This window comes from Fundidesulfovibrio magnetotacticus (assembly GCF_013019105.1).
Taxonomy (GTDB): Bacteria; Desulfobacterota; Desulfovibrionia; order Desulfovibrionales; family Desulfovibrionaceae; genus Fundidesulfovibrio; species Fundidesulfovibrio magnetotacticus.
The window spans coordinates 100,146-120,870 of sequence record NZ_BLTE01000014.1 but is presented as its reverse complement, the minus strand read 5'-3'; the positions used below and the strand labels follow the sequence as shown (position 1 = coordinate 120,870).

At 66.7% G+C, this 20,725-nt stretch carries 18 protein-coding genes; 13 read left to right on the top strand and 5 right to left on the bottom strand.

What is annotated here, in order from left to right; translation table 11 throughout:
- Window positions 1–13: 13 nt before the first annotated feature.
- Window positions 14–574: a KdsC family phosphatase gene (locus NNJEOMEG_RS15015; protein ID WP_173085880.1), complete on the bottom strand. Its 561-nt coding sequence runs from the start codon at window positions 572–574 to the stop codon at window positions 14–16.
- A 56-nt stretch (window positions 575–630) separates the two neighbouring features.
- Entirely contained in the window at window positions 631–2,265 is a 1,635-nt protein-coding gene (gene pyrG / locus NNJEOMEG_RS15010) for a CTP synthase (RefSeq protein ID WP_173085878.1), read from the bottom strand.
- Between the two features lie 138 nt (window positions 2,266–2,403).
- On the opposite strand from pyrG, the gene NNJEOMEG_RS15005 reads away from it, so the two are divergent.
- Together NNJEOMEG_RS15005 and tadA are read left to right on the top strand one after the other, a co-directional pair.
- Window positions 2,404–3,216, top strand: coding sequence for a phosphoribosylformylglycinamidine synthase subunit PurQ (locus tag NNJEOMEG_RS15005; protein ID WP_173085876.1), 813 nt, complete (start codon window positions 2,404–2,406; stop codon window positions 3,214–3,216).
- 94 nt (window positions 3,217–3,310) lie between these two features.
- Window positions 3,311–3,829, top strand: a complete 519-nt coding sequence (gene tadA / locus NNJEOMEG_RS15000) for a tRNA adenosine(34) deaminase TadA (protein WP_235956989.1) — start codon at window positions 3,311–3,313, stop codon at window positions 3,827–3,829.
- 181 nt (window positions 3,830–4,010) lie between these two features.
- Here the strand turns inward: tadA and NNJEOMEG_RS14995 are convergent, their stop codons facing one another.
- The 3 genes from NNJEOMEG_RS14995 to NNJEOMEG_RS14985 are packed head-to-tail and all read right to left on the bottom strand — an operon-like array spanning window position 4,011 to window position 5,741.
- A complete protein-coding gene (locus NNJEOMEG_RS14995) occupies window positions 4,011–4,250 on the bottom strand; it encodes a YMGG-like glycine zipper-containing protein (protein WP_173085874.1) in 240 nt (79 codons plus the stop codon).
- 10 nt (window positions 4,251–4,260) lie between these two features.
- The gene (locus tag NNJEOMEG_RS14990) at window positions 4,261–4,641 is read right to left on the bottom strand and encodes a hypothetical protein (RefSeq protein WP_173085872.1); all 381 of its coding nucleotides are present in this window, start codon (window positions 4,639–4,641) and stop codon (window positions 4,261–4,263) included.
- 14 nt (window positions 4,642–4,655) lie between these two features.
- Window positions 4,656–5,741 (bottom strand): hypothetical protein, encoded by a 1,086-nt coding sequence (locus tag NNJEOMEG_RS14985; RefSeq protein WP_173085870.1) that lies wholly within the window; start codon window positions 5,739–5,741, stop codon window positions 4,656–4,658.
- 403 nt (window positions 5,742–6,144) lie between these two features.
- On the opposite strand from NNJEOMEG_RS14985, the gene NNJEOMEG_RS14980 reads away from it, so the two are divergent.
- The 11 genes from NNJEOMEG_RS14980 (at window position 6,145) to NNJEOMEG_RS14930 (ending at window position 20,713) form a co-directional block, all read left to right on the top strand.
- The gene (locus tag NNJEOMEG_RS14980) at window positions 6,145–6,900 is read left to right on the top strand and encodes an LpoB-related protein (protein WP_308464645.1); all 756 of its coding nucleotides are present in this window, start codon (window positions 6,145–6,147) and stop codon (window positions 6,898–6,900) included.
- 10 nt (window positions 6,901–6,910) lie between these two features.
- Window positions 6,911–7,765 (top strand): glycoside hydrolase family 191 protein, encoded by an 855-nt coding sequence (locus NNJEOMEG_RS14975; protein ID WP_173085866.1) that lies wholly within the window; start codon window positions 6,911–6,913, stop codon window positions 7,763–7,765.
- The gene (locus NNJEOMEG_RS14970) at window positions 7,713–9,869 is read left to right on the top strand and encodes a polysaccharide deacetylase family protein (RefSeq protein ID WP_173085864.1); all 2,157 of its coding nucleotides are present in this window, start codon (window positions 7,713–7,715) and stop codon (window positions 9,867–9,869) included. The genes NNJEOMEG_RS14975 and NNJEOMEG_RS14970 overlap by 53 nt, the downstream gene beginning before the upstream one ends.
- Window positions 9,866–12,868 (top strand): tetratricopeptide repeat protein, encoded by a 3,003-nt coding sequence (locus NNJEOMEG_RS14965; RefSeq protein ID WP_173085862.1) that lies wholly within the window; start codon window positions 9,866–9,868, stop codon window positions 12,866–12,868. The genes NNJEOMEG_RS14970 and NNJEOMEG_RS14965 overlap by 4 nt, the downstream gene beginning before the upstream one ends.
- A 1-nt stretch (window position 12,869) precedes the next feature.
- Window positions 12,870–14,603 carry a tetratricopeptide repeat protein gene (locus NNJEOMEG_RS14960; protein WP_173085861.1) on the top strand — a complete coding sequence of 578 codons (1,734 nt, stop codon included), beginning with the start codon at window positions 12,870–12,872 and terminating at the stop codon, window positions 14,601–14,603.
- Window positions 14,604–14,611: 8 nt separating this feature from the next.
- On the top strand, window positions 14,612–16,018 hold the full coding sequence (locus NNJEOMEG_RS14955) for a sensor domain-containing diguanylate cyclase (RefSeq protein WP_173085860.1): 1,407 nt from the start codon (window positions 14,612–14,614) through the stop codon (window positions 16,016–16,018).
- Window positions 16,005–17,084, top strand: a complete 1,080-nt coding sequence (locus NNJEOMEG_RS14950; RefSeq protein WP_173085859.1) for a HEAT repeat domain-containing protein — start codon at window positions 16,005–16,007, stop codon at window positions 17,082–17,084. Before NNJEOMEG_RS14955 ends, NNJEOMEG_RS14950 begins: the two co-directional genes overlap by 14 nt.
- Entirely contained in the window at window positions 17,081–18,622 is a 1,542-nt protein-coding gene (gene pelF / locus NNJEOMEG_RS14945; protein WP_173085858.1) for a GT4 family glycosyltransferase PelF, read from the top strand. Before NNJEOMEG_RS14950 ends, pelF begins: the two co-directional genes overlap by 4 nt.
- Window positions 18,610–19,980: an exopolysaccharide Pel transporter PelG gene (gene pelG / locus NNJEOMEG_RS14940; protein ID WP_173085857.1), complete on the top strand. Its 1,371-nt coding sequence runs from the start codon at window positions 18,610–18,612 to the stop codon at window positions 19,978–19,980. Before pelF ends, pelG begins: the two co-directional genes overlap by 13 nt.
- 125 nt (window positions 19,981–20,105) lie before the next feature.
- A complete protein-coding gene (locus NNJEOMEG_RS14935) occupies window positions 20,106–20,525 on the top strand; it encodes an SGNH/GDSL hydrolase family protein (protein ID WP_173085856.1) in 420 nt (139 codons plus the stop codon).
- Between the two features lie 32 nt (window positions 20,526–20,557).
- A complete protein-coding gene (locus NNJEOMEG_RS14930; protein ID WP_173085855.1) occupies window positions 20,558–20,713 on the top strand; it encodes an SGNH/GDSL hydrolase family protein in 156 nt (51 codons plus the stop codon).
- Window positions 20,714–20,725 lie beyond the last annotated feature (12 nt).

Below are 20,725 nucleotides of genomic sequence, written 5' to 3'. Positions count from 1 at the left end.
CCCGACGTATCGGCTACAGGGCGATGTCGCGCCAGAGGGCTTCGCGTTTTCCCTGGGCGGTGAGCAGCAGGCGCACGGCGTCGCGCACCGCGCCGTGCCCTCCGGGCAGGCGGGAGACCCAGGCGGCCAGGCGCAGGATTTCGGGCTGGGCGTCGGCGGGGGCCATGGGCAGCCCGGCCCGTCGCATGGGCGCGGCGTCGAGCCAGTCGTCGCCCATGTAGGCCAGGTGCGGGAAGTCGAGGCCGCGCTCGGAGAGGATGCGTTCCAGGACGGGGAGCTTGCGCAGGTGGCCGCCGTGGAAGGCCGTGACGCCAAGCTGCCGGAGCCGCTCCTCGGCCTGATGGTTGGGCAGCCCGCTCAGGGCGGCCACTTCGATGCCCGCGCGCTCCAGGAGCTTCAGGCCCATGCCGTCGGGGATGGAGAAGCACTTGAGGGACTGCCCTTGCTCGTCCAGCCAGAGGCGGTTGTCGGTGAGCACGCCGTCCACGTCGAGCACGAGCAGGCGCACGTCGCGGGCCAGGGCCAGGGCGCGGCGGCTGAGGCCGGGGCGCGCGGGGCGTTTGAAGGGTCGCATGAGGGGGGAGAGGAAGGCCCCGTCGGCCGGAGAAGGCCGACGGGGCGCAGGTTTTATTACGATTCCCGCTGGGTCTTGGCGGCCCGGATGAATTCCCGGAAGAGCGGGTGGGGCTTCATGGGGCTGGACTTGAATTCCGGGTGGAACTGGCAGCCCAGGAACCAGGGGTGCCCGGGCAGCTCCACGATTTCCACGAGGGATTCGTCGGGAGAGAGCCCGGAGAAGACCATGCCCTTCTCGGCCATGCGGGCGTGGTAGGCCTTGTTGAACTCGTAGCGGTGGCGGTGGCGCTCGTCGATCTGGGCCTTGCCGTAGGCCTCCATGGCCTTGGTGTCGGGCTGAACCACGCAGGGGTAGGCGCCCAGGCGCATGGTGCCGCCCATTTCGGAGTCCATGTCGCGCTTTTCGATCTTCTTGGTGCGGAAGTCGTACCATTCGCGCATGAGGTAGATCACGGGATCGGGGCTCAGGCGGTTGAATTCCTCGGAGTTGGCCTCGGTGAGCCCCAGGACGTTGCGGGCGAACTCGATGCAGGCCAGCTGCATGCCCAGGCAGATGCCGAAGAAGGGGATCTTGTTCTCGCGGGCGTGGCGGATGGCGGCGATCTTGCCCTCCACGCCGCGCGAGCCGAAGCCGCCGGGGACGAGGATGCCGTCGAGTCCGGCCAGGCGCTGGGCCACGTTGGCCGAAGTGACCTCCTCGGAGTTCACGTAGAGCAGGTTCACGTGCACGCCGTTGGCCACGCCGCCGTGGATGAGGGCCTCGTGGAGGCTCTTGTAGGCCTCCTTGAGGTCCACGTATTTGCCCACGATGCCGATGGAGACCTCGCCCTGGGGGTTGGCCAGCTTGTGGGTGAGGTCCTTCCAGGCGGCGAGTTCCGCGTTCTTGGCGGGCAGGCGCAGGAGGATGGCGATCTTCTGGTCCACGCCCTCGGCGTAAAGCTTGAGGGGCAGCTGGTAGATGTTGTTCACGTCCACGGCGGTGAACACCGCGTCGGGGTCCACGTTGCAGAACTGGGCGATCTTGTGCTTGAGCGACTGGTCGAGGTCGATCTCGGAGCGGCAGATGATGATGTCGGGCTGGATGCCGATGGAGCGCAGCTCCTTGACGCTGTGCTGGGTGGGCTTGGTCTTCAGCTCGCCCGCCACGCGGATGTAGGGGATGAGCGTCAGATGGATGTAGAGGACGTTGTCCTTGCCCAGGTCGGAGCGCAGCTGGCGGATGGCCTCCAGGAAGGGCTGGCCTTCGATGTCGCCCACGGTGCCGCCGATCTCGATGAGGGCCACGTCCTCGTCCTTGGCCACGCCGAGGATGGAGCGTTTGATCTCGTCGGTGATGTGGGGGATCACCTGGACCGTGCCGCCCAGGTAGTCTCCCCGGCGCTCCTTCTGGATGACGGTGTTGTAGATGCGCCCGGAGGTGAAATTGTTGTTCTGGGACATGGGGAGGCTCAGGTAGCGCTCGTAGTGCCCCAGGTCGAGGTCGGTCTCCGCGCCGTCGTCGGTGACGTAGACCTCTCCGTGCTGGAAGGGGTTCATGGTCCCGGGATCGACGTTGATGTAGGGATCGAGCTTCTGGATGGTCACCCTCAGGCCCCTGGCCTGAAGGAGCGCGCCTATGGAGGCGGCGGCCAGCCCCTTGCCCAGGGAGGACAACACGCCCCCCGTGACGAATAGAAACTTTGTCTTCATGCGGCCCTGCCTCCTTGGAACCGGCAAAAGTGGTAAACCCCGGCCCAGTTGACGCATTGGGCGGGGGCAAGTATCTTCCTCCGGACACGTCTAAGCGACCGGTCCGATTTTTTCAAGAAACCCCTTGGAGCTCCCAGCATGGCCCTCGTGAAAACCCTGGTGGTCACCGGCTTCGGCACCAACTGCGAGTCGGAGTCCGCGCATGCCGCGCGGTTGGCCGGTTCCGACCAGACCGACATCGTCTACTTTTCCGACATCACCGCCGGCAGGGTGGACCTGCCCGGCTACAACTTCCTCATCTTCCCAGGCGGATTTCTGGACGGCGACGACCTCGGCGCGGGCCAGGCCGGGGCCATCCGCTGGAAATTCGCGGCCACGAAGGACGGCACGCCGCTTCTGGAGCTGCTGCGCGCCTTCCTGGACAGGGGCGGGCTGGTGCTGGGCATCTGCAACGGCTTCCAGCTCCTGGTGAAGCTCGGGCTTTTGCCCGCGCTGGACAAGAAATATTTCGAGCGCCAGGTGACGCTCTCCAACAACGACTCGGGCCGCTTCGAGGACCGCTGGGTCAAGGTGCGCGTGAACAGGGCCAGCCCCTGCGTGTTCACCAAGGACATCGAGCACCTGGACCTGCCCGTGCGCCACGGCGAGGGCATGATCATCCCCCAGGACAACGCCACGCTCTCGCGCATCGTCACGGAAAACCTCATCGCCCTGCAATACGCCGACCCGGCCTCGGGCCTGCCGACCATGGAATACCCCTACAACCCCAACGGTTCGCCCATGGCCATCGCCGGACTCACGGACCCCTCCGGGCGCATCCTGGGGCTCATGCCGCACCCCGAGGCCTTCAACGACCCCACCAACCACCCGGGTTGGACCCGGGGCGAACGGCCGAGCCTCGGCATCGCGCTTCTGGAGAACGCCGTGCGCCACCTGAAAGGGAACGCGTAGACCAACCGACAGGGCCGCCGCCGTCGATCCGAAGGAGCCGCGCGCCTGCCCCCCGCGCGACGACGGGGCGGACGCCCGGGGCGCAGCCGCTTCCATGAAACCGACAACGCCCCCCTCCGCCCTCCTCTCCCAGCCGCCTCCGGGCTGGAAATCCTGGCGTCTGGTGATGACCCGGGCGCTCAGGCAGGCCTGGCGGGCGGGCCGCGGGGGCGAGGCCCCGGTGGGCGCGGTGGTGCTCGAGGCCGCCACGGGGCGCATCCTGGCCGAGGCCTGCAACGGCCCCATCGAGGCCAACGACCCCACGGCCCACGCGGAAATCCTGGCCCTGCGCGATGCGGGCCGGGCGCTGGGCAACTACCGCCTGAACGGGGCCATCCTGGCCGTGACCCTGGAGCCCTGCCTGATGTGCGTGGGGGCCATGGTGCACGCGCGCATCGGGGGGCTGGTCTACGGCGCGGCCGACCCCAAGGCCGGGGCCGTATCCTCCGCCCTGAAGGGCGTGGAACTGCCCTTCCTGAACCACCGTTTCCCGGTGCTGGGCGGCGTGCTGGCCGCAGAGTGCGGCGCGACGCTCACCCGCTTCTTCGCGGCAAGGCGCAAGGAGCGCGGCTGACAAGGGCATCCTCCCGGACAGCCGTGAGCCCTGCGGAGCGGCCGCCGCCCGACAATCCGGACCAGTACGTCATACGAACCACCACGGAACCAGGCAGCCCCCCACCGCCCCTGCAACACCCGATTCCCGGCGATGGAACACTAAGGGCCGCCCCACGGGACGGCCCTTTGAACCATTTGGGTTACCTGCCTTTTCTTTCCTGCGAATTGCCGTAAAGGCCTCCGGCCAGCGCGCCCAGCGCGCCGCCCACGGCCGCGCCCACGCCCACATAGCCTCCCGAGATGGCCGCGATGCCCGCGCCCGCGCCCGCGCCGATGGCCGCGCCGCTCAGGGTTCCCTGCTGGGTCTTGGACATGTTGGTGCAGGCCCCGGAGAAGAGAAGCGTCATCACCAGGACGCCCGATGCGATGGTTCTGGTCATGGCGGACCTCCTATTGCTTCGCTGGTTTGGGGAAGGCCACCTCGTACCAGAGCACTTCCACCACGGGTTTGGCCTTCATGTCCGGCTGTTTGGCGAACACCTCGTCAAGGGCGGCGACGATCTCCTTGAGCTTGAAGCGCGAAAGGCTCTGCACCCAGGCAGGCACCAAGGTGCGCTGGTCCGGGGGCGGGTTGTCTCCCTGCACTTCCTTTTCCAGCTCGACCATGGTGGTCAGCCCCGCGATGAAGGCCAGCCGTTCCTCGGGAGTGGCATTCACCCAGTGTTCGCCCGTGATCACGGGAAACTGGTTCGCCTGGGCGCGGGCCTGCGTCGCGGCGGCCAGCGCCAGGGCCAGAAACAAAGCCGTCAATCCCGTGCGTCCCAATGCCACGGCACACCTCCTGCTTACTGGTTGAGCGTCGATTGCGTCAAAAGCGTCACGTTGGACTTCGTGAAAAAGCCGTCGAAACCGTCGTAACGGTGAATGTATTCGTTCACCAGAAGCGTGTTGCGGCTCATCTTGGTGAAAATCTGCTTGAGGCCCTCCTCGCGAGAGCCCACCAGTTCGGAGAGAAAGCCCACGCCCTGGGCTTTGAGGGCCTCCACAACGTCCTCGATGTCCCGGGTGTCGAAGGCCATGTGGTGGCTGCGCGGGCCGTAGTTGTGGATGAACAGTTCCGTGGGGCCGGAAGTCTCCGGCGTGGTGAAGGGCGCGATGCCGGAGGTGAACACCTGGGCGTATTCGCCCGGGGCCAGCCGCGCCACGTTGGTGATGGAATTGAGGAACTCCACGTAGACCGCGAAGGCGAAGTCGTAGCTGGTGAGTCCCATGAACTCCAGGATGGCGGCGTCGCGCTCCTCGGCGCGCACGCGCGTGGCCACATGGTCGAGCCTGCCGATGCGCGCCAGGTGGGGCGCTTCGTTTTTCGCCAGCGCGAGGTCCAGGGGCCGCGCGTCGGCCGGGGCATAGCTCCGGGAGGCGTCACGACGCTCCAGCAGGCCCACGGAGTTGCCCGTGAAGGGCGAGGGCGCGGTCTGGGCGAAGCGCCGTCCGGCGTTCCCGAAGGGGTCTTCCTCCAGGAAGGCCGTGCCTCGCGCCTGCTGGAGCCCCACGTAGCGCTCCACGTCCTCGCAACGAAAGATGAATGTTTCCAGGCGTGTGCCCGGCACATCGCCCGTTTTGACCCCCTTGTTGGCTTCCCGGAAGGGGTTGCCCGAACCGGCGCGCGTGCGCACCACCAGATCGGCGGAGCCCTCCAGGGAGAGCACTGCAAAATCGCCCTCCCGCGTGGTGAAGGCCTCCGAAAGCGCATGGCCGGTGGTTTCGAGCAGTTCCCGCACGCCATCGCGGAAGCGGTCCGGTTCGGTGGCGATCACCACGGCCTCCAGGCCTGCCGTCAGGCCCAGAAGCCCGGCCTTATCCCGGCCCGAGCGGACCTGCTCCACAGCCGCCAGGAGGGCGGCGTCGTTCTCTTGGGGATGTTGGGTCATCGTTCCTCCATCACAAGGCTTGCCGGTGATTGTAACCGATCGCGCCCGCTTGTCCAGAGCCCACGCGCGAAGGCCTGTCACCGTGGGTTCCCGGGGGATATGTTCACGGAGAGCGACGAAAGCGGGGACACCGCGCATGACAGGCGCAGTGAGAGCGGAACTCTCCGCAATGCGATTCGTTTCGGCTCATGACGACTGGTCACGGACCGGGAGGCGAATGCCGCACACTTCGCAGGGCACGCTACAGTTGAACATGCCTATGGGAAATCCGAAATAACGACAAAACCATCAATCACACGTCTCAAAAAAAACACCATCCAAACCTTTCCAGCCGTGCTTTCCTCTTGTGAACCGAACGCATTGATTGTAGGAACTAAACGTATTTCAAAGCGAGGATGCTGCCGTGACCCCTTCCCCTTTGCATCAAACGCCGCGCACACCTCTCCCCCGAACGAATTGGAACTTTCCGAAGGCAGCATCTCCGCTCCTCGGACTCGTCCTGTTTGTTCTCTTCGTCCTGTCGGTTTCCGGCTGCGCTGGCGAGAGCGTTTCCGTCTACGTGACTCCGGGGGCCAACCTGCGCGCCAAGCGCACGGTGGCCATCATGCCCCTTGCCAACCTGACCACGCACCCCAGCGCGGGGCAGATCATAAGCGACCTGCTCTATACGGAACTGCGCACGGTGCAGTCGTTCCGCCTTCTGGAAAACACGGAAGTGTGGAACCGCATGGCCGGCAAGGACCAGGACATCGAGGACGCCGCGCTCACCCAGCGCGCGCGCCAGTTGGGACAGGACCTTCTCGTGGACGCCGTGCTTTTCGGCGCGGTCACGGAATTCCGTTACAAGCGCGGCCTCGACGAGGAGCCCGCCGTGGGCATCACCCTGCGTCTGATGGACGTGGCCTCGGGCCAGGTGCTCTGGGTGGCCACCATCTCGCGCGTGGGAGGCTGCGACCTCTTCTGCAAGGACTCCCTGAGCCGTTCGGCCCAGACCATCTGCCGCCAGATGGCCGCGGACATCGAGGCGGCCATCCGCAAGGAGCCGACGGCCGCGCCACCGGCAAAGGAAACCGCCGCGCCCAGGCCGCAATCTTCGGGTTCCACCCCCATCAACGGCGGACCCGGCGCGAGCGTCGCCGGAAAGCCCCTCGCCAACTGACGCCCGCGCCATGCCCGCCCGCGTTCTGACGCTCCTCGCCCTCCTGCTGGCGCTCGTCGCCGTCGGACAGGCGCACGCCGCCGAGCCCTCGCAGCCGCCCGTGCGTTCCTGGGCCTGCTACTACGGGGCCAAGCCGATCGCCTCCCTCACGCGTTTCGACCTGCTTGCCCTGGAAAGCTCCAACCTGCCCGCGCCAGCCAAACGCAAGGGCCGCCCCCTGAGCCTGGGCTACGCCAGCCTGGGCGAGGTGGACATGGACGGCCGCTTCTGGGGCGACGTGCAGGACAAGCCCTTCGTGCTGGGCAAGAACAACTCCTGGAACTCCCGCTTCGTGGACATCCGCGATCCCGCCTGGCGCGCCTTCGTGCTGGAGCGCATCCTCCCCCCCATCCTGGAGCGCGGCTACGACGGTTTCTTCCTGGACACCCTGGACTCCAGCATCCACCTGGAACAGACCGACCCCGAACGCCACGCGGGCATGATCGACGCGGCCGTGGAGTTCGTGCGGGAAATCCGCCGCAGACACCCGGGCGTGCTCCTTTGCGTCAACCGCGCCGCGCCCATCCTGGAGCGCCTCGCCCCGGAGATCGACTTCACCCTGCTGGAGTGCCTCTTTTCCGACTACGATTTCGAGACCAAGAAATACCGGGCCACCAGCGCCTCCGACCGCGATCAACTCCTGGGAGCCGCCCGGGCCGCAAAGCGGGCCAACCCGCGCCTGACGCTTTTGAGCCTCGACTATGCCGACCCCAAGGATGCCAAGCGCATCGACGAAGCCATCGCCCACGCGAGAAAAAACGGACTGGTGCCGTATGTCGCCACGGTCGCCCTGGACAGAGTCTCCACGCGCACGCTGCGCCGCTAGGCTGGCCGCCGTCCTGGCGGTTCTGGTCTGGCTCGCCATCGGCGCGGCGCGGGAAGCCTCCGCCGCGCAGGTGGAGGCGTGGCCGCGCCCCGTGGACCGCAAGGTGCTCATCCTCTACAACAGCGCCACGGGCCAATCTATCGTGAACACGGTGGCCTTCCACGGCTTCCAGACCGTGCTCAACTACTTCGGCCTCGTGGCCCTGGCCGCCGACGTGGCCGCGCGCCCCATGCCCGACGACGCGGCCATGGAAGGCGTGCGAGCCGTCATCGTCTCGTTCAACTCCTCGGAAGTGTTCGAGTCCCACGTCTACCACGAATGGCTCCACCATCAGATGGACCTGGGCCGCAAGCTCATCGTGCTGGGGCCGTTGGGCGCGGGCGAATCCTCAGAGGACCCCGAGCGCAACGCCCGCTACATGGCCCTTTTCGAGCGCCTGGGCGTCTCCCACCAGGCGGGACGCCTGCGCGACGCCAGCCGCCTGCGCTTCGACCACCTCGACCCCGAGATGACCGGCTACGAACGCCGCTATCCGCCCAATCCCCCGCACTACGAGCGCCTCGTGCCGCTGCGCCCCGACGTGAAGGTCCACGTGTCCGTCAAGGTGAACGGCCCGGAGCCGAATCCCAGCCCCGTGGTGTTCACCTCCGCCGCAGGCGGCCTCATCCTGGGCGACGACTTCGCCTACTGGATAGACCCCCTTTCCTACCAGCAGAAGTGGCACATCAACCCTTTCCTTTTCCTCTCCAAGGCCCTGGACCTGCCGCTTCTCCCCGCGCCGGACCCCACCACCCTCAACGGCAGGCGCGTGGCCTTCTCCCACGTGGACGCCGACGGCTTCTCGGGGACCAACCAGCTGGACCGCACCCGGACCTGCGCGGACATCCTCTACGAGCACGTGCTCTCCAAGGTTGATTTCCCCGTCTCCTATTCCGTCATCGAGGCCGAGATCTCGCCAGACTACTTCGGCAACGAGAAGCTCATGGACACGGCCCGCGACATCATGGCCCTGCCCAACGTGGAGCCCGCCTCCCACACCTTCTCCCACCCCTTCTTCTGGAACTCCGCCAACAAGGACAAGAGCCGCTACGACGACCGTTTCGCCTTCGACATCCCCGGCTACACCTTCGAGGCCGAACGCGAAATCCAGGGCTCCATCGATTTCGTCAACGACAACCTCGTGCCCGAGGGCAAACGCTGCCGCCTCCTCTTCTGGAGCGGCGCCTGCGACCCGCTCCCCGAGCACCAGGCCATCGTCCAGGAAAACGGGCTGCTGGCCATCAACGGCGGCGACACCCTCTGGGACCCCGCCCACGACTCGCTCTTCGGCGTAAGCCCCCTGCACCGCCACATGGGGGGCAACCTCCACCAGATCCACATCGGGCAGGCCAACGACAACATCCTCACCAACCTCTGGCGCGGCCCCTTCAACGGCTACCGCAACATCATCGAGACCTTCAAGCGCACCGGCTCGCCACACAGACTCAAGCCCATCGACATCTACTACCACACCTTCTCGGCCGAGAAACTGGCTGGCCTGAACGCGCTCAAGGACGTCTACGCCTGGGTCGCCGCGCAGCCAGTGGCCCCCGTGTTCACCAGTGCTTATATCCAGTCCATGCACGATTGGATCGCCACCCGCATGACCCAGCTCGGGCCCGACGCCTTCGCCGTGGAAAACTACGGCCAGAGCCTCACCTTGCGCCTGCCCAAGGACGGCCCCCTGCCGCTGCTCGCCCGCTGCGAGAACGTCCTGGGCTTCGACAACCAGCCCGAGGGGCTCTACGTGCACCTCGCCCCGGGCAAGGCCCGCGCCGTGCTGGCCCTGGCCCCCCCGGACGCGAAGCCCGCCCAGCCCCCGCACCTGCGCACCGCCTCGGGCTTCGTGCGCAACTTCGCCGTCTCAGAGCGCCTGCTGTCCTGCACCACCGAATTCTTCACCCGCAACGGCAAGCTCTCGCTGGCCGGGCTCAAGCCCGGCGCCATGCACTGGGTCTCCGGCGCGGCCCTGAACGGGCGCACCGTGGGCCGCGTTGCCGACAACGAGGGCGTCATCTCCCTGGAAGGCCTCGCCTCCGGCTCCCTGGAGGTGCGCCTGCCATGATCCTCAGTCCCTGGAAACGTCTGCTCTACCTCGCGGGCCTTGCGGGAATGCTCTATTTCCTGTTCCCAACCAACACGGAAATGGTGCTTCTCAACCTCGAAAGCGACGACCCCATCAAGGGCAAGCGCTACCTCGAGGCCACCCTGGAGCAGAACCCGGGAGACTTCGACCTGCTTGTGCTCTCGTCCGAACTCCACTGGGCGCACGACCAGGTGGAGCCCGCCCTGGAGGACCTGCGCCGCGCCCTGGTCATCAAGCCGCGCAACCTCCGCGCGCTCCTGCTCTACGCCACCTACCTGGAGTGGGCCCAGCACATGGACAAGGCCTTCGACGCCTGGGAACGCGTGGTGGAGCGCGACCCGAAGCGCGAGGACGTGCTCCTCAAGCTGGCAGGCCTGGCCGCCATCATGGACCGGACCGACCAGGCCGGGCACTACTCCGCCAAATGGCTCAAATCGCAACAAAAAATGCCAAGGGAACTGGAGGCCAACCCCTTCTTCGCCGCCGTTCAGCCCCAGCTCGTCAAGCTGGCGGACTCCATTCTGGAGGGCGAACCCTCCGACCTCGACAACGCCGTGACCTACGAACTGGCCTCCGGCTTCGCCCAGGCCCGAGGCGCCCTGGCCGACGACGTGCAGGACCTCTCGCCTTTCGCGACCAGGATGCTGAGCTCCCTGCTCCGCGCGGGCAAGATCACCCAGGCCGTGGACCTTGCCGTGGCTCTGGACGCCAAGGGCGAGGGCTTCGGCTACCGCAAGGACATCTTCGACATGCTCGCCCTGGCAGGCATGTCCGACCACGCGGACGAGGCCATGGTGCGCATGGTCCAGACAGCGCCCGGTCATGAACAGAACCTCGTGGCGCTCCTGAACATGGGCGCGGAGCAGGGCCTGAGCCAGGCCAAGACCGCAGCTCTGGAACGCCTCACCGCCATCAACCCCCGCGAGGAACGCTACCGGGCCATGCTCATCGCCCAGTACGTGGACTCGGGCAACTACGACCGCATCGCCGAACTCATGGACCGCCTGGCCTGGTTCACCGGCGAAGGCCTGCGCTACGTCAAACAGGTGGTTTCCGCGGCCTTCGTCAGCGGCGACGAACCCTTCATGGCCCTCGTGGCCAGCGAATCCGACAAGGTGAACATCCGCGACGCCGACCTGCTCACCGCCAAGACCCGCCTCTCCCTGGCCCTCAAGGATTTCCGCAAAGCCGCCGAACTGACGCAGATCCTCAAGGACATGCCCCCGGCCGAATCCACCGCCGCACTCAAGGCCATCCTGGAAAGCGGCAAGGACTACGACCCCGAAGCCATGGGGCAGGCCCTGGCCCTGGCCCTGGACATCTCCCCCAAGGACGTGGAGTTGCTGCGCGCCTCGGTGACCAACGACGCAGCCCGCGGCCGCACCGACACCGCCTATGCCATGGCCAAGCGCTGCCTGTTGCTCACCCAGGAGCGCCAGGACTTCGAGCGACTGGCCGCCATCGCCCGCGAAACGGAGAAACCCTTCGAATCCATGGAAGAGGTCGCCCGCCTCGGGCAGACCCTCCTGGGCGCGGACCCCGTTACCCAACGCCTCGTGGCCGACCTCTTCCTGGAAATGGACAAACCCGTGGAGGCTTACGCCGTCCAGCGCGACCTCGCCCTGGCCAGCGCCGACGCCGCCGACGTGGCCCGCATGCTGGAACTGGCGCAGTATACCGGCCGCACGCAGGACCAGCGCGAGGCCCTGGGGCTGGCCAAGTCCATCCGGCCGGACGACCCGGGCATCGTGCGCCAACTGGCCGAACTGGCCATGGCCGACTCCGACCTCGACATGGCCGAAGTCGCCTACCAGGAGCTCCTGCGCCACGACCCGGCCGACCAGGACGCGCTCAAGCGCCTCGTGGACGTCTACTCCTGGACCAACAGGCCAGCTCAGGCCGAGGCATCCCTCAAACAACTCATCCGCCTGGACCCGCGCAACCCCCAGCTCCAGCGCCAGCTGGCCGACATCTACTCCTGGACCAACAAACCCAGCCAGGCCGTGGAGGTGCTCGAAGCGCTCCGGGCCAAGGGCACGGCCTCCCGGCAGGAACTTCTGCGCCTGGCCGAGGCCAGGGAATCGGCTGGCCAGGGGCTCGCCGCCCTGGAGATCGTCCAGGAACTCCTGGCCAAAAGCCCCTCCGACCCCGAACTGTTGCGACTGGGCGTGCAGTACGCCCTCTGGCACGGCAAGCCCCGCCTGGCCGCCGAGCTCTCCCAACGCCAGACGGCTCTGCCCGGCGGCGAAAAATTCCTCGCCCAGACCGGCGACTGCTGGCTGGGCGCGGGGGAACCCGCCAAGGCCCTGCCCTGGATTCTCAAGGCCCGCGAACGCAATCCGGCCGCCCCGGCCGTGAAGCGCCTCCTGCTCCAGGCATACCTCGGCCTGGGCAAGCACAGGGAAGTGCTCGTCCTGGCGCGGGATCTGGAAGCGCAAGGCGCGCTCAGCCCCGAGGAGACCCTCGCCGTGGCCACGGCCTATGCCGGGCTCGGCCAATGGCGCACGGTCCTTGAAAAGCTCGATCCACTGGTGCAGGCCCGCACCCTGGACGACGAGGGCGAGCTGATCCTGGCCCAGGCCCTGGACAAGACCGGGGCCAAGCCCGAGGCCGGAAAGCTCATCGACCGCCTTGCGCGCAAATACGCGGGCAACGCCCCCATGCTCGTGCGCGTGGGCGAAATCGCCCTGGCGGGGGCGCGCCTGGAAACCGCCGAAGCCATCTACCAGCAGGCCCTGGCCGCCCAGCCTCAGAATCCCGTGGCCATGCGCGGCATGGCCACGGTGCTCTCCGAGAGGGGAAGCCGCCAGAAGGCGCTCCAGATGCTCACGGCCCACAACACCATCAACCCCAACGATTCGGACTCCCGCATGCAGGCGGGGGAACTCCAGGCCTCGCTCGGCAACGAAGCCAAGGCCCGCAAGGAATACAAGAAGGCTCTGCGGCTTTTGAACCAGCCAACAGGGAAGCTCAACTGACATGAACACACGCACCGCGACCCACGGCGTCATGGCCCTTGCAGCGTGCCTCTTGGCCGCCTGCCTCTCGGTCGGCACGGCGCACCCCGTCCTTGCCCAGGTGGGCGCGGGCATCAAGGACCCGGGGGATCGCGTCCCCTCGGCCTTCGTGCCCACGCTGCCCCAGTACGCCAAGCCCAAACCCCAGGAAGGCCCCCTCGACGTTCCGCCAGACGCCCCCGAGAGGCAGCACGTGCTCACCAAGGCGCGCATCCTCAGCCGCCTGGGACGAAACGGCGAGGCCCAGAAGCTCTATATGGATCTGGCCAGGCAGTTTCCCGGCGACAGGGAAATCATCGCCGACTTCGCCGAACTGCTCCTGGACAACAACGACCCCTCCACGGCCATGAGCTGGCTGGAGCGCGCCAAATCGCCGGATCTGCGCATCCAGCGCCTCCAGGCCAGGGCCTATACCCAGGGCGGCCAGCCCGCGAAGGCCGTGTTCCTGCTCAACAAGCTGGCCCAGGAAAACCCCAAGGACGCCTCCATCCAGGTCGATCTTGCCAGCGCCCACGCCGACATGGGCGACCCCGTCATGGCCGCCTCGGCGGCGGGCGTGGCTTTGAGCATCGACCCCAACAACGAAAGCTACCGGCGCTTCGCCGACGAACTGCGAGCCCGCGTGGCGCCGCGCGCCGAAACCTTCTACCAGTATTACAATCAGGCCGGGCAGACCACCATCAACACCGCCGGGCTCTCCGGCAGAACGCCCCTTTTCGGCAGGCTCAACCTGGGGGTGCGCGCCGAGCACATTTACGTCTCCAAGCTCGGCCAGGGCAGCTCCATCCAGCCCATCTTCGGCGCCCAGACCAACACCCAGGACATCACCACCACCTCGGTGGATCCCGACACCGGCGAAAACATCACCACCACCGAAACCATAACCACCCAGAGCGACGTGCTGACGGGGGTGACGATTCAAGGCGGTCGCCGGGCCATCAACCAGGGCATCGACGCGGTGCGCACCTCGCTCATCTGGCTGGGACCCTACGAGATGGAGATCGAGGCCGGCGTCAGCGCCTTCCAGGGCGCGTCCGGCATGGTGGGCCAGTTCGGGGCCTTCCGGATCAACCCCTTCCGGGGCGCGCGCCTGGCCTTCGAGATCGCCCACAACAACCCCTGGTACGACCCCGCCGAGGCCGCCGCCCGCTCCGGCGCGTACGACCTGGCGCGCTTCACCTTCAACTACATCCACCAGGAAAAGACCGGCATAACCCTGGACGCCCAGGCCAACCACTACACCATCGACAACGGCGCCCCCTATGCCAGGCGTTTCGGCTTCACGGCGGCGCTCTCGCGCAAGCTCCTCAACGTGCCGGAACTCTGGCTCTCCTACTCGTTCTCCCCGGCCGTGCTCCAATACCTCCAGCCCGCCGTGCGCACCTACACAACCACGGACTTCACCGCCGTCACCTCCGGGCGGCCCATCTCCCTGGCCACCAACGAGGCCATCCACCAGCTGGCCCTCAACGCCTCCTGGCAGGCCTCCCGCTGGCTGCAGCTGGGCTTCTACGGCGGCGGCGGCATCGACCTCTACCGCACCTATCCGTTCGTGTTCGCCTCGCCATCCATCCTGGTGAAACCCTGGGACTTCCTGGAGTGGGAATCGCGCGCCGAATACCGCAATGAAACGCGCTTCGTCCACGACGGCGGCGAGAGTCTGCTCATCTATTCCGCGCTGCGGGCGAGGCTCTGAGACCATCCATGAAAGCCAGCATTGCGCCCACGCGGGCTTTTGAATCCGCCTTCAAGCAGTCCTTCGTCCTGGAAACCTTCCTGGGCCTGGGCCTGCTGGCCGCCGTCAACGTCTTCTGGTTCCGGGAAGCCCCCGCCTTCTGCACCTTCTCGCCACACCCCTATTTCATCGTGGTGCTGCCCATCGCAACGCGTTACGGCTTCCGGGCGGGGGTGTTCTCGGCCATGCTGGCAACGGCCTTCTACCTGGCCTTCCTGCTGCCCACCCGGCCGGACATCTCCCCCATCGACCTGCGCTCCTGGGAATACTGGGGCCCCCCCCTGCTCTTCATGGCGGCGGGCGTGGTCCTTGGCGAAATCCGCGAGAGCGCCAACCGCGAGACCAACCTCCTGCGCCTGGAACGCGACGATCTGAGCCGCGAACTCACCCACCTCACCAAGCAATACCAGGCCCTGAGCATGGCCAAGGAGGCCATGGACCTCTCCGTGATCACCCAGGAGCAGACCCTCTCGCTGCTCTACGAATCCTCCCAGGGGCTGCGCACCCTCGCCGAGGGGGAGGTCTACCCCGCAGTGCTCGAACTGCTGGCGCGCTACGCCGGCGCCGACGCGGGGTCCATCTATCTCCTGGACGACGGCGAACTCCGCCTCAAATCGGCCCTGGGCGAGGTGGAAAACCGCCCCGAAACGCTCCCGCCCGACAAGGGGCTGGCCGAAATGGTCCTGGACCGCAAACGCGCCGTCACCCTCAACGCCTGCACCGCGCCCGAGCAGGCCTGCGGCCACCTGCTGGCCGCCGCGCCGTTGCTCACCGGGTCCAACCAGGCCATGGGCATCCTGGCCATCGAGAGCATCCCCTTCCACAAGCTCACGCCCCAGGCCATCCGCGTGCTCTCGCTTTTGGCCGACTGGTGCTCCTCCAGCGTGCTCAACGCCAGGACCTACCTGGACACCAAGAACCAGCTCATCGCCGACGACGTGACCAAGGCCTACACCTTCCAGTTCTTCCTGGAACGCGTTGAGGAGGAATACTCCCGCGCACGGCGTTACAAACTGCCGCTGTCCATGCTGCTCCTGCGCATCGAGGACTGGGCGCTCATCCCCGACTCGCGCCGCCTGGAATGCCTGGCCCTGGTCTGCCAGGTGGTCCGAGGCATCATCCGCAAGATCGACCTGCTCTTCCGTCACGAACGCCCGGACCAGCTCATCCTGCTGCTCCCCTGCACGCCCGGGGAAGGGGCCACCGTGGTGGCACGCAAGTTCTCGGAGCAACTTGCCGCCTTCCATTACGAGATCGTTCCCGGCTCCCCCGAAACACTGCGCGTGGCCATCGCCTTGACCCAGGCCGGCGACGCCCACGACTCCGGCATCTCCATGCTGCGCCAGACCCAGAGTGAACTCGATGGACGCGGCTGAATCCCGCCACATCAAGCGCGGCCACATCGCCGCCCTGCGCATCCTCCTGCCCGCGCTCCCCTTCGAACTGGCCACGGCCGCGCTGGGGACCCTCTGGCTCACCGGGAGTTCGGAACTCACGGCCGTCGGGGCGCTCATCACCCACCTGTTCGCCCCGGCCGCCGTCTGGTCGTTCACTCCCAAGCGCCGCGAGGACGCCAACCCGCACCAGAAGGCCCGCATCGAGGCAGACCGCCACATCCACGCCCTCACGGCGGTTGTGGTGTTCTTCTTCCCCGTGCTGGGGCTCGCGGGCATGGGCTACGTGCTGGCCGCCCAGCAGGCCTCGCACCGCCAGGGGCTGGTGGAAGTGCTCGGGTCCGAAATGAAGCGGGCAGCCAAGGTTCTCGGCGTGGAGCGCGTGGAGGACGTGAACTCCTTCCTTTTGGAAGAGTCCAGCGTGGAGCCCATCCTGGAGATTCTCAAGGGCGGCGACGTGGGCCTCAAGCGCGGCGCGGTGAGCCTGCTGGGCAAGATCGGCGGCCGGGAGGCCGTGGCGCTGCTCAAGGAGTCGCTCTCGGACCAGAGCCCCGAGGTGCGCTTCTACGCCCACGCCACCCTGGCCAAGCTCGACGACTCCTACACCCAGGCCATCAAGGCCGACGAACGCGAAGCCGCCTCGGGCGAGGCCCAGGCCCTGGCCGTTCTGGGCGACGCCTTCGTGCGCTACGCCGAATCCGGCCTTGTGGAGGACGTGGTGCGACGCCAGCTCCTTGAACGCGCCACCGACGCCTACGAGAAGGCCCTCACCGCCGACCCGGGCGACGGCAGGCTCCACGTGACCCTGGGCTACCTCCTGCTTTCCCGAGGGCTTGCGGCCAAGGCCCGCGCCGTGTTCCTGGCGGCGCCCGAAGGCCCCTCGCGCGTGGAGGCCCTGCTGGGCCTGTGCGAAATCGCCTTCGAAACCCGCGACTACAAGGCCCTCCACTCCCTGCGCCTTGACCTGGCCTCGGTGGACTTCAAGAGCACCGACCCCCGCAAACTGGTCATGTTCCAGTTCTGGACCCAGACCGGAGACATGGCATGAGCGTCCCACCGGCGGATGTGTGCCTCCTTCTGGAGGGCACCTACCCCTATGTGGCCGGAGGCGTCTCCGGCTGGGTGCACAACCTCATCAAGGCCCTGCCGGACTTCACCTTCTCGGCCGTGTGCATCCTCCCCGACTCCACCAAGGAATGGCCGCTCAAATACGACCCGCCCGAGAACTTCATCGGCCACGACGTGATCTACCTGCACGATCGCACGTCCATCAAACGCTCCTACCTGATGCCGCGCATCCGCGGCGAGATGGACGCCCGCCTGCGCGCGTTCCACCAGAGCGTCCACGACAGGCATCCCGAGCAGGTCCGCGATCTCTTTCTGCGGCTCATGCGCTCCACCGCCCAGGGCAGGAATCCCAGCGTGCACGAATACATCCACGGCAGGGCCGCCTGGAAGCTCGTGGTGGAGCGCTACCAGGAGTTCGCCCCCGAGGCATCCTTCCTGGACTATTTCTGGACCTACCGCTTCACCCACCTGCCGCTGTTCAAGCTTCTGGAGTACCGGCTGCCGGAGGCCAAGGCCTACCACACCGTCTGCACCGGCTACGCGGGGTTCCTGGGCATGATGGCCAGGCTCACGCGCAGGCGGCCGCTGCTGCTCACCGAGCACGGCATCTACGTGAAGGAGCGCAAGATCGAGATCGCCCAGGCCGAATGGATTTACGCCGACGCCAAGCGCCGTATGCGCCTGGAGCGCGACCTGGGCATCTTCCACAAATTCTGGATCCGCATTTTCGAGTCCCTGGGGCGGCTCACCTACGATTGCTGCGCGCGCATCATCAGCCTCTACGAGGGCAACCGCCAGCTGGAGATCGAGGAAGGAGCGGACCCCGCCCGCACCGAGGTGATCCCCAACGGCATCAATCTGGAGCACTTCCAGAACCTCAAGCCCGAGGGCTATCCCGACCCCGCCCAGAAGCGCTTCAAGGTTGGCTTCGTGGGCCGCGTTGTGCCCATCAAGGACGTGCACACCTTCGTGCGCGCCTGCAAGATCGTCTCCATGCGCCTGCCGGGGCAGGTGGAGTTCCTGGTGCTGGGGCCGCGCACGGAAGACGAGGAATACTACAAGGAATGCCTTGAACTGGTGCACATGCTGGGCCTTGAACAGGAACTGAAGTTCCTGGGCCGCGTGAACGTGCGCGAATACTACAAGGAACTGGACCTTGTGGTGCTCACGTCCATCTCCGAGGCCCAGCCCCTGGTGCTCATGGAGGCCAACTGCGCGGGCATCCCGGTGGTGGCCTCCGACGTGGGTTCCTGCCGGGAGCTCCTGGAGGGCCGCGTGGCCGAGGACCGCGCTCTTGGCCACTCCGGCATGGTCACCAAGGTGGCCAACCCCGCGGAGACCGCCGAGGCCATGGTCGCCTGCCTCACGGACTTCCAGCGGCGCTCCCGGATGATCGAGGCCGGGCGCGCCCGCATCGACCGCTTCTACCGCGAGGACGACCTCAACGAACGTTACCGCGCCATCTACCGGGAGGCCGCCGACTGCCCGGAACTGACGGAGGACCCATGGCAGGCATAGGCTTCGAGCTGCGCAAGATGATGGGGTCCCGCTCCTTCCTGGGGGAGCTGGGGGCGCTGTTCTACGCGGCGCTCATCTCGTCGGGGCCTTGGCTCACGTCCATCCTGTGCCTGTCGCTGCTCTCCATCTACGCCTCCATGCAGCTCAACAAGGCGGAGGCGGAGCTTTTCCGCACCCTGGCGGTCTACTCCTACGGGGCCAGCCTGGTGCTGGTGGGCACGGGGCAGCTGGTGATCACCCGCTACCTGGCGGACCAGCACTACCTGGAACGCCACGACGTGACCATGTCCTGTTTTCTCACGTTCTCGCTTCTCGTGCTGGCCCTGGGAACCCTGACCGGCACGGCGGCATACGCCACCCTGGGCGTGAGCCCGGCCTACGCCTTCTGGGGCGTGGTGATGTTCCTCTCAGTGTGCATGATCTGGGTGAGCATGGTCTTCATCGGCGTCATCCGGGACTACAAAACCATCCTCTACGCCTTCCTGGCCGGGCTGGCGGTGTCGCTTGGCGGGTCCATCCTCTTGGGCTCGCACTTCGGCGGGGCGGGCTACATGGCGGGCTTCGGCATGGGCCAGTTCACCATCTTCCTGGTGCTCACCGCGCGCATGCTCACGGAGTTCGATCAGGTGGGGCTCTGGGACAAAGCCGCTCTGGCCTATTTCCCCAAGCTCTGGGATCTGGCCGTCATCGGGTTGTGCTACAACGCGGGCATCTGGGCGGACAAGGCCGTGTTCTGGCAGGCCCCCGACTCGCGCGCCATCCTGGACTGGCTGCGCGTCAACGATTTCTACGACAGCCCCACCTTCTTCGCCTACCTCACCGTGGTGCCCAGCATGGCCATCTTCCTGCTGCGCGTGGAGACCAGCTTCCACGAGCGCTACCACAACTACTATTCGCTCATCACCGCCAAGGCCAACATGAGCGAAATCCTGGCCCAGAAAGCCCTCCTGGTGGAAGACCTGCGCGTGAACCTGCGCTATCTCTTCATCGTCCAGGCCACCGTCACCGGCATCTGCCTGGCCTTCGCGCCCACCCTGGTGAGCAAGCTGGGGCTGTTCCCGGTGCAGGTCACGGTGTTCCGGGTGGTGCTCATGGGGGCCTTCCTCCAGGCCCTGGTCTCCGTGGTGATCGTGATTCTCTTCTACTTCGACCGCCGCAAGAGCGTCCTCGCCACGGTGCTGGTGTTCCTGGCCGGCATGATCGGCCTGTCCTGGCTGACCGTGCGCCTGGGCTACCAGTACTACGGCTACGGCTACGCCATCGCCAACCTGATCACGCTGGCGGTGTCCTTCCAGCTCCTGGAGCGCAACCTGCGCAACCTGGAATACAACACCTTCGCCAAACAGCCCATTCTCTGAGCTTGCGCCGCGATCGTCGGGGATCGCTCCCGTGGATCGGGCACGGATGTGCGTGTTTACTCCCGTAGGACAATCCCCAGCGGTCGCGGACAACAGGCGTCGTATGCCGATCGAAGGAGCGCCCCATGCGCAATCCGATCCGGTTTTTCGCGTTCTGTCGTCTGGCCGTCCTCCTGATCGTCTTGACCCCCCAGGCATCCTGGGGCGAGCCCGTCGTCTTCCTCGGCGACTCCATGCTCTACGGCTTCGACAACTACCCCGACCTGAGGCCGAAGGAACTCGTCAACCTGGGAGCGTCCTCGACGCTTTCGAGCTACGTCGCCTCGCGCGCGGGGGAAGCGGCCTCCCTCAAGCCCGGCTCCATCTTCATCGCGACCGGCATCAACGACATCTCATCCAACAAGGATCAGGCCTTCCTCGCGGCCAACATCGACTCCGCGCTGGGCACGATCGAGGCAGGGTCCTCGGCAACGCGCATCTACGTGCACGCCACCTTACCGGTGAACTTCGCCTACTTCCCCTCCCCCTCCAGACGGACAACCTGACGATCAACACGTTCAACACCACGCTCCGAGCCGTGACCGCGAGACACAGCCACGCGGTGTTCCTCGATCCCACCGCCCGGTTCGTCAACGACGCCGGCAACCTCGCCGCGCTTCTGAGTTTCGACGGGATGCATCTGAACCCGAGCGGCTACGCCCTCTGGGCGGACACCCCGCGCCCCTACCACTAGCGCCGCGTCCCG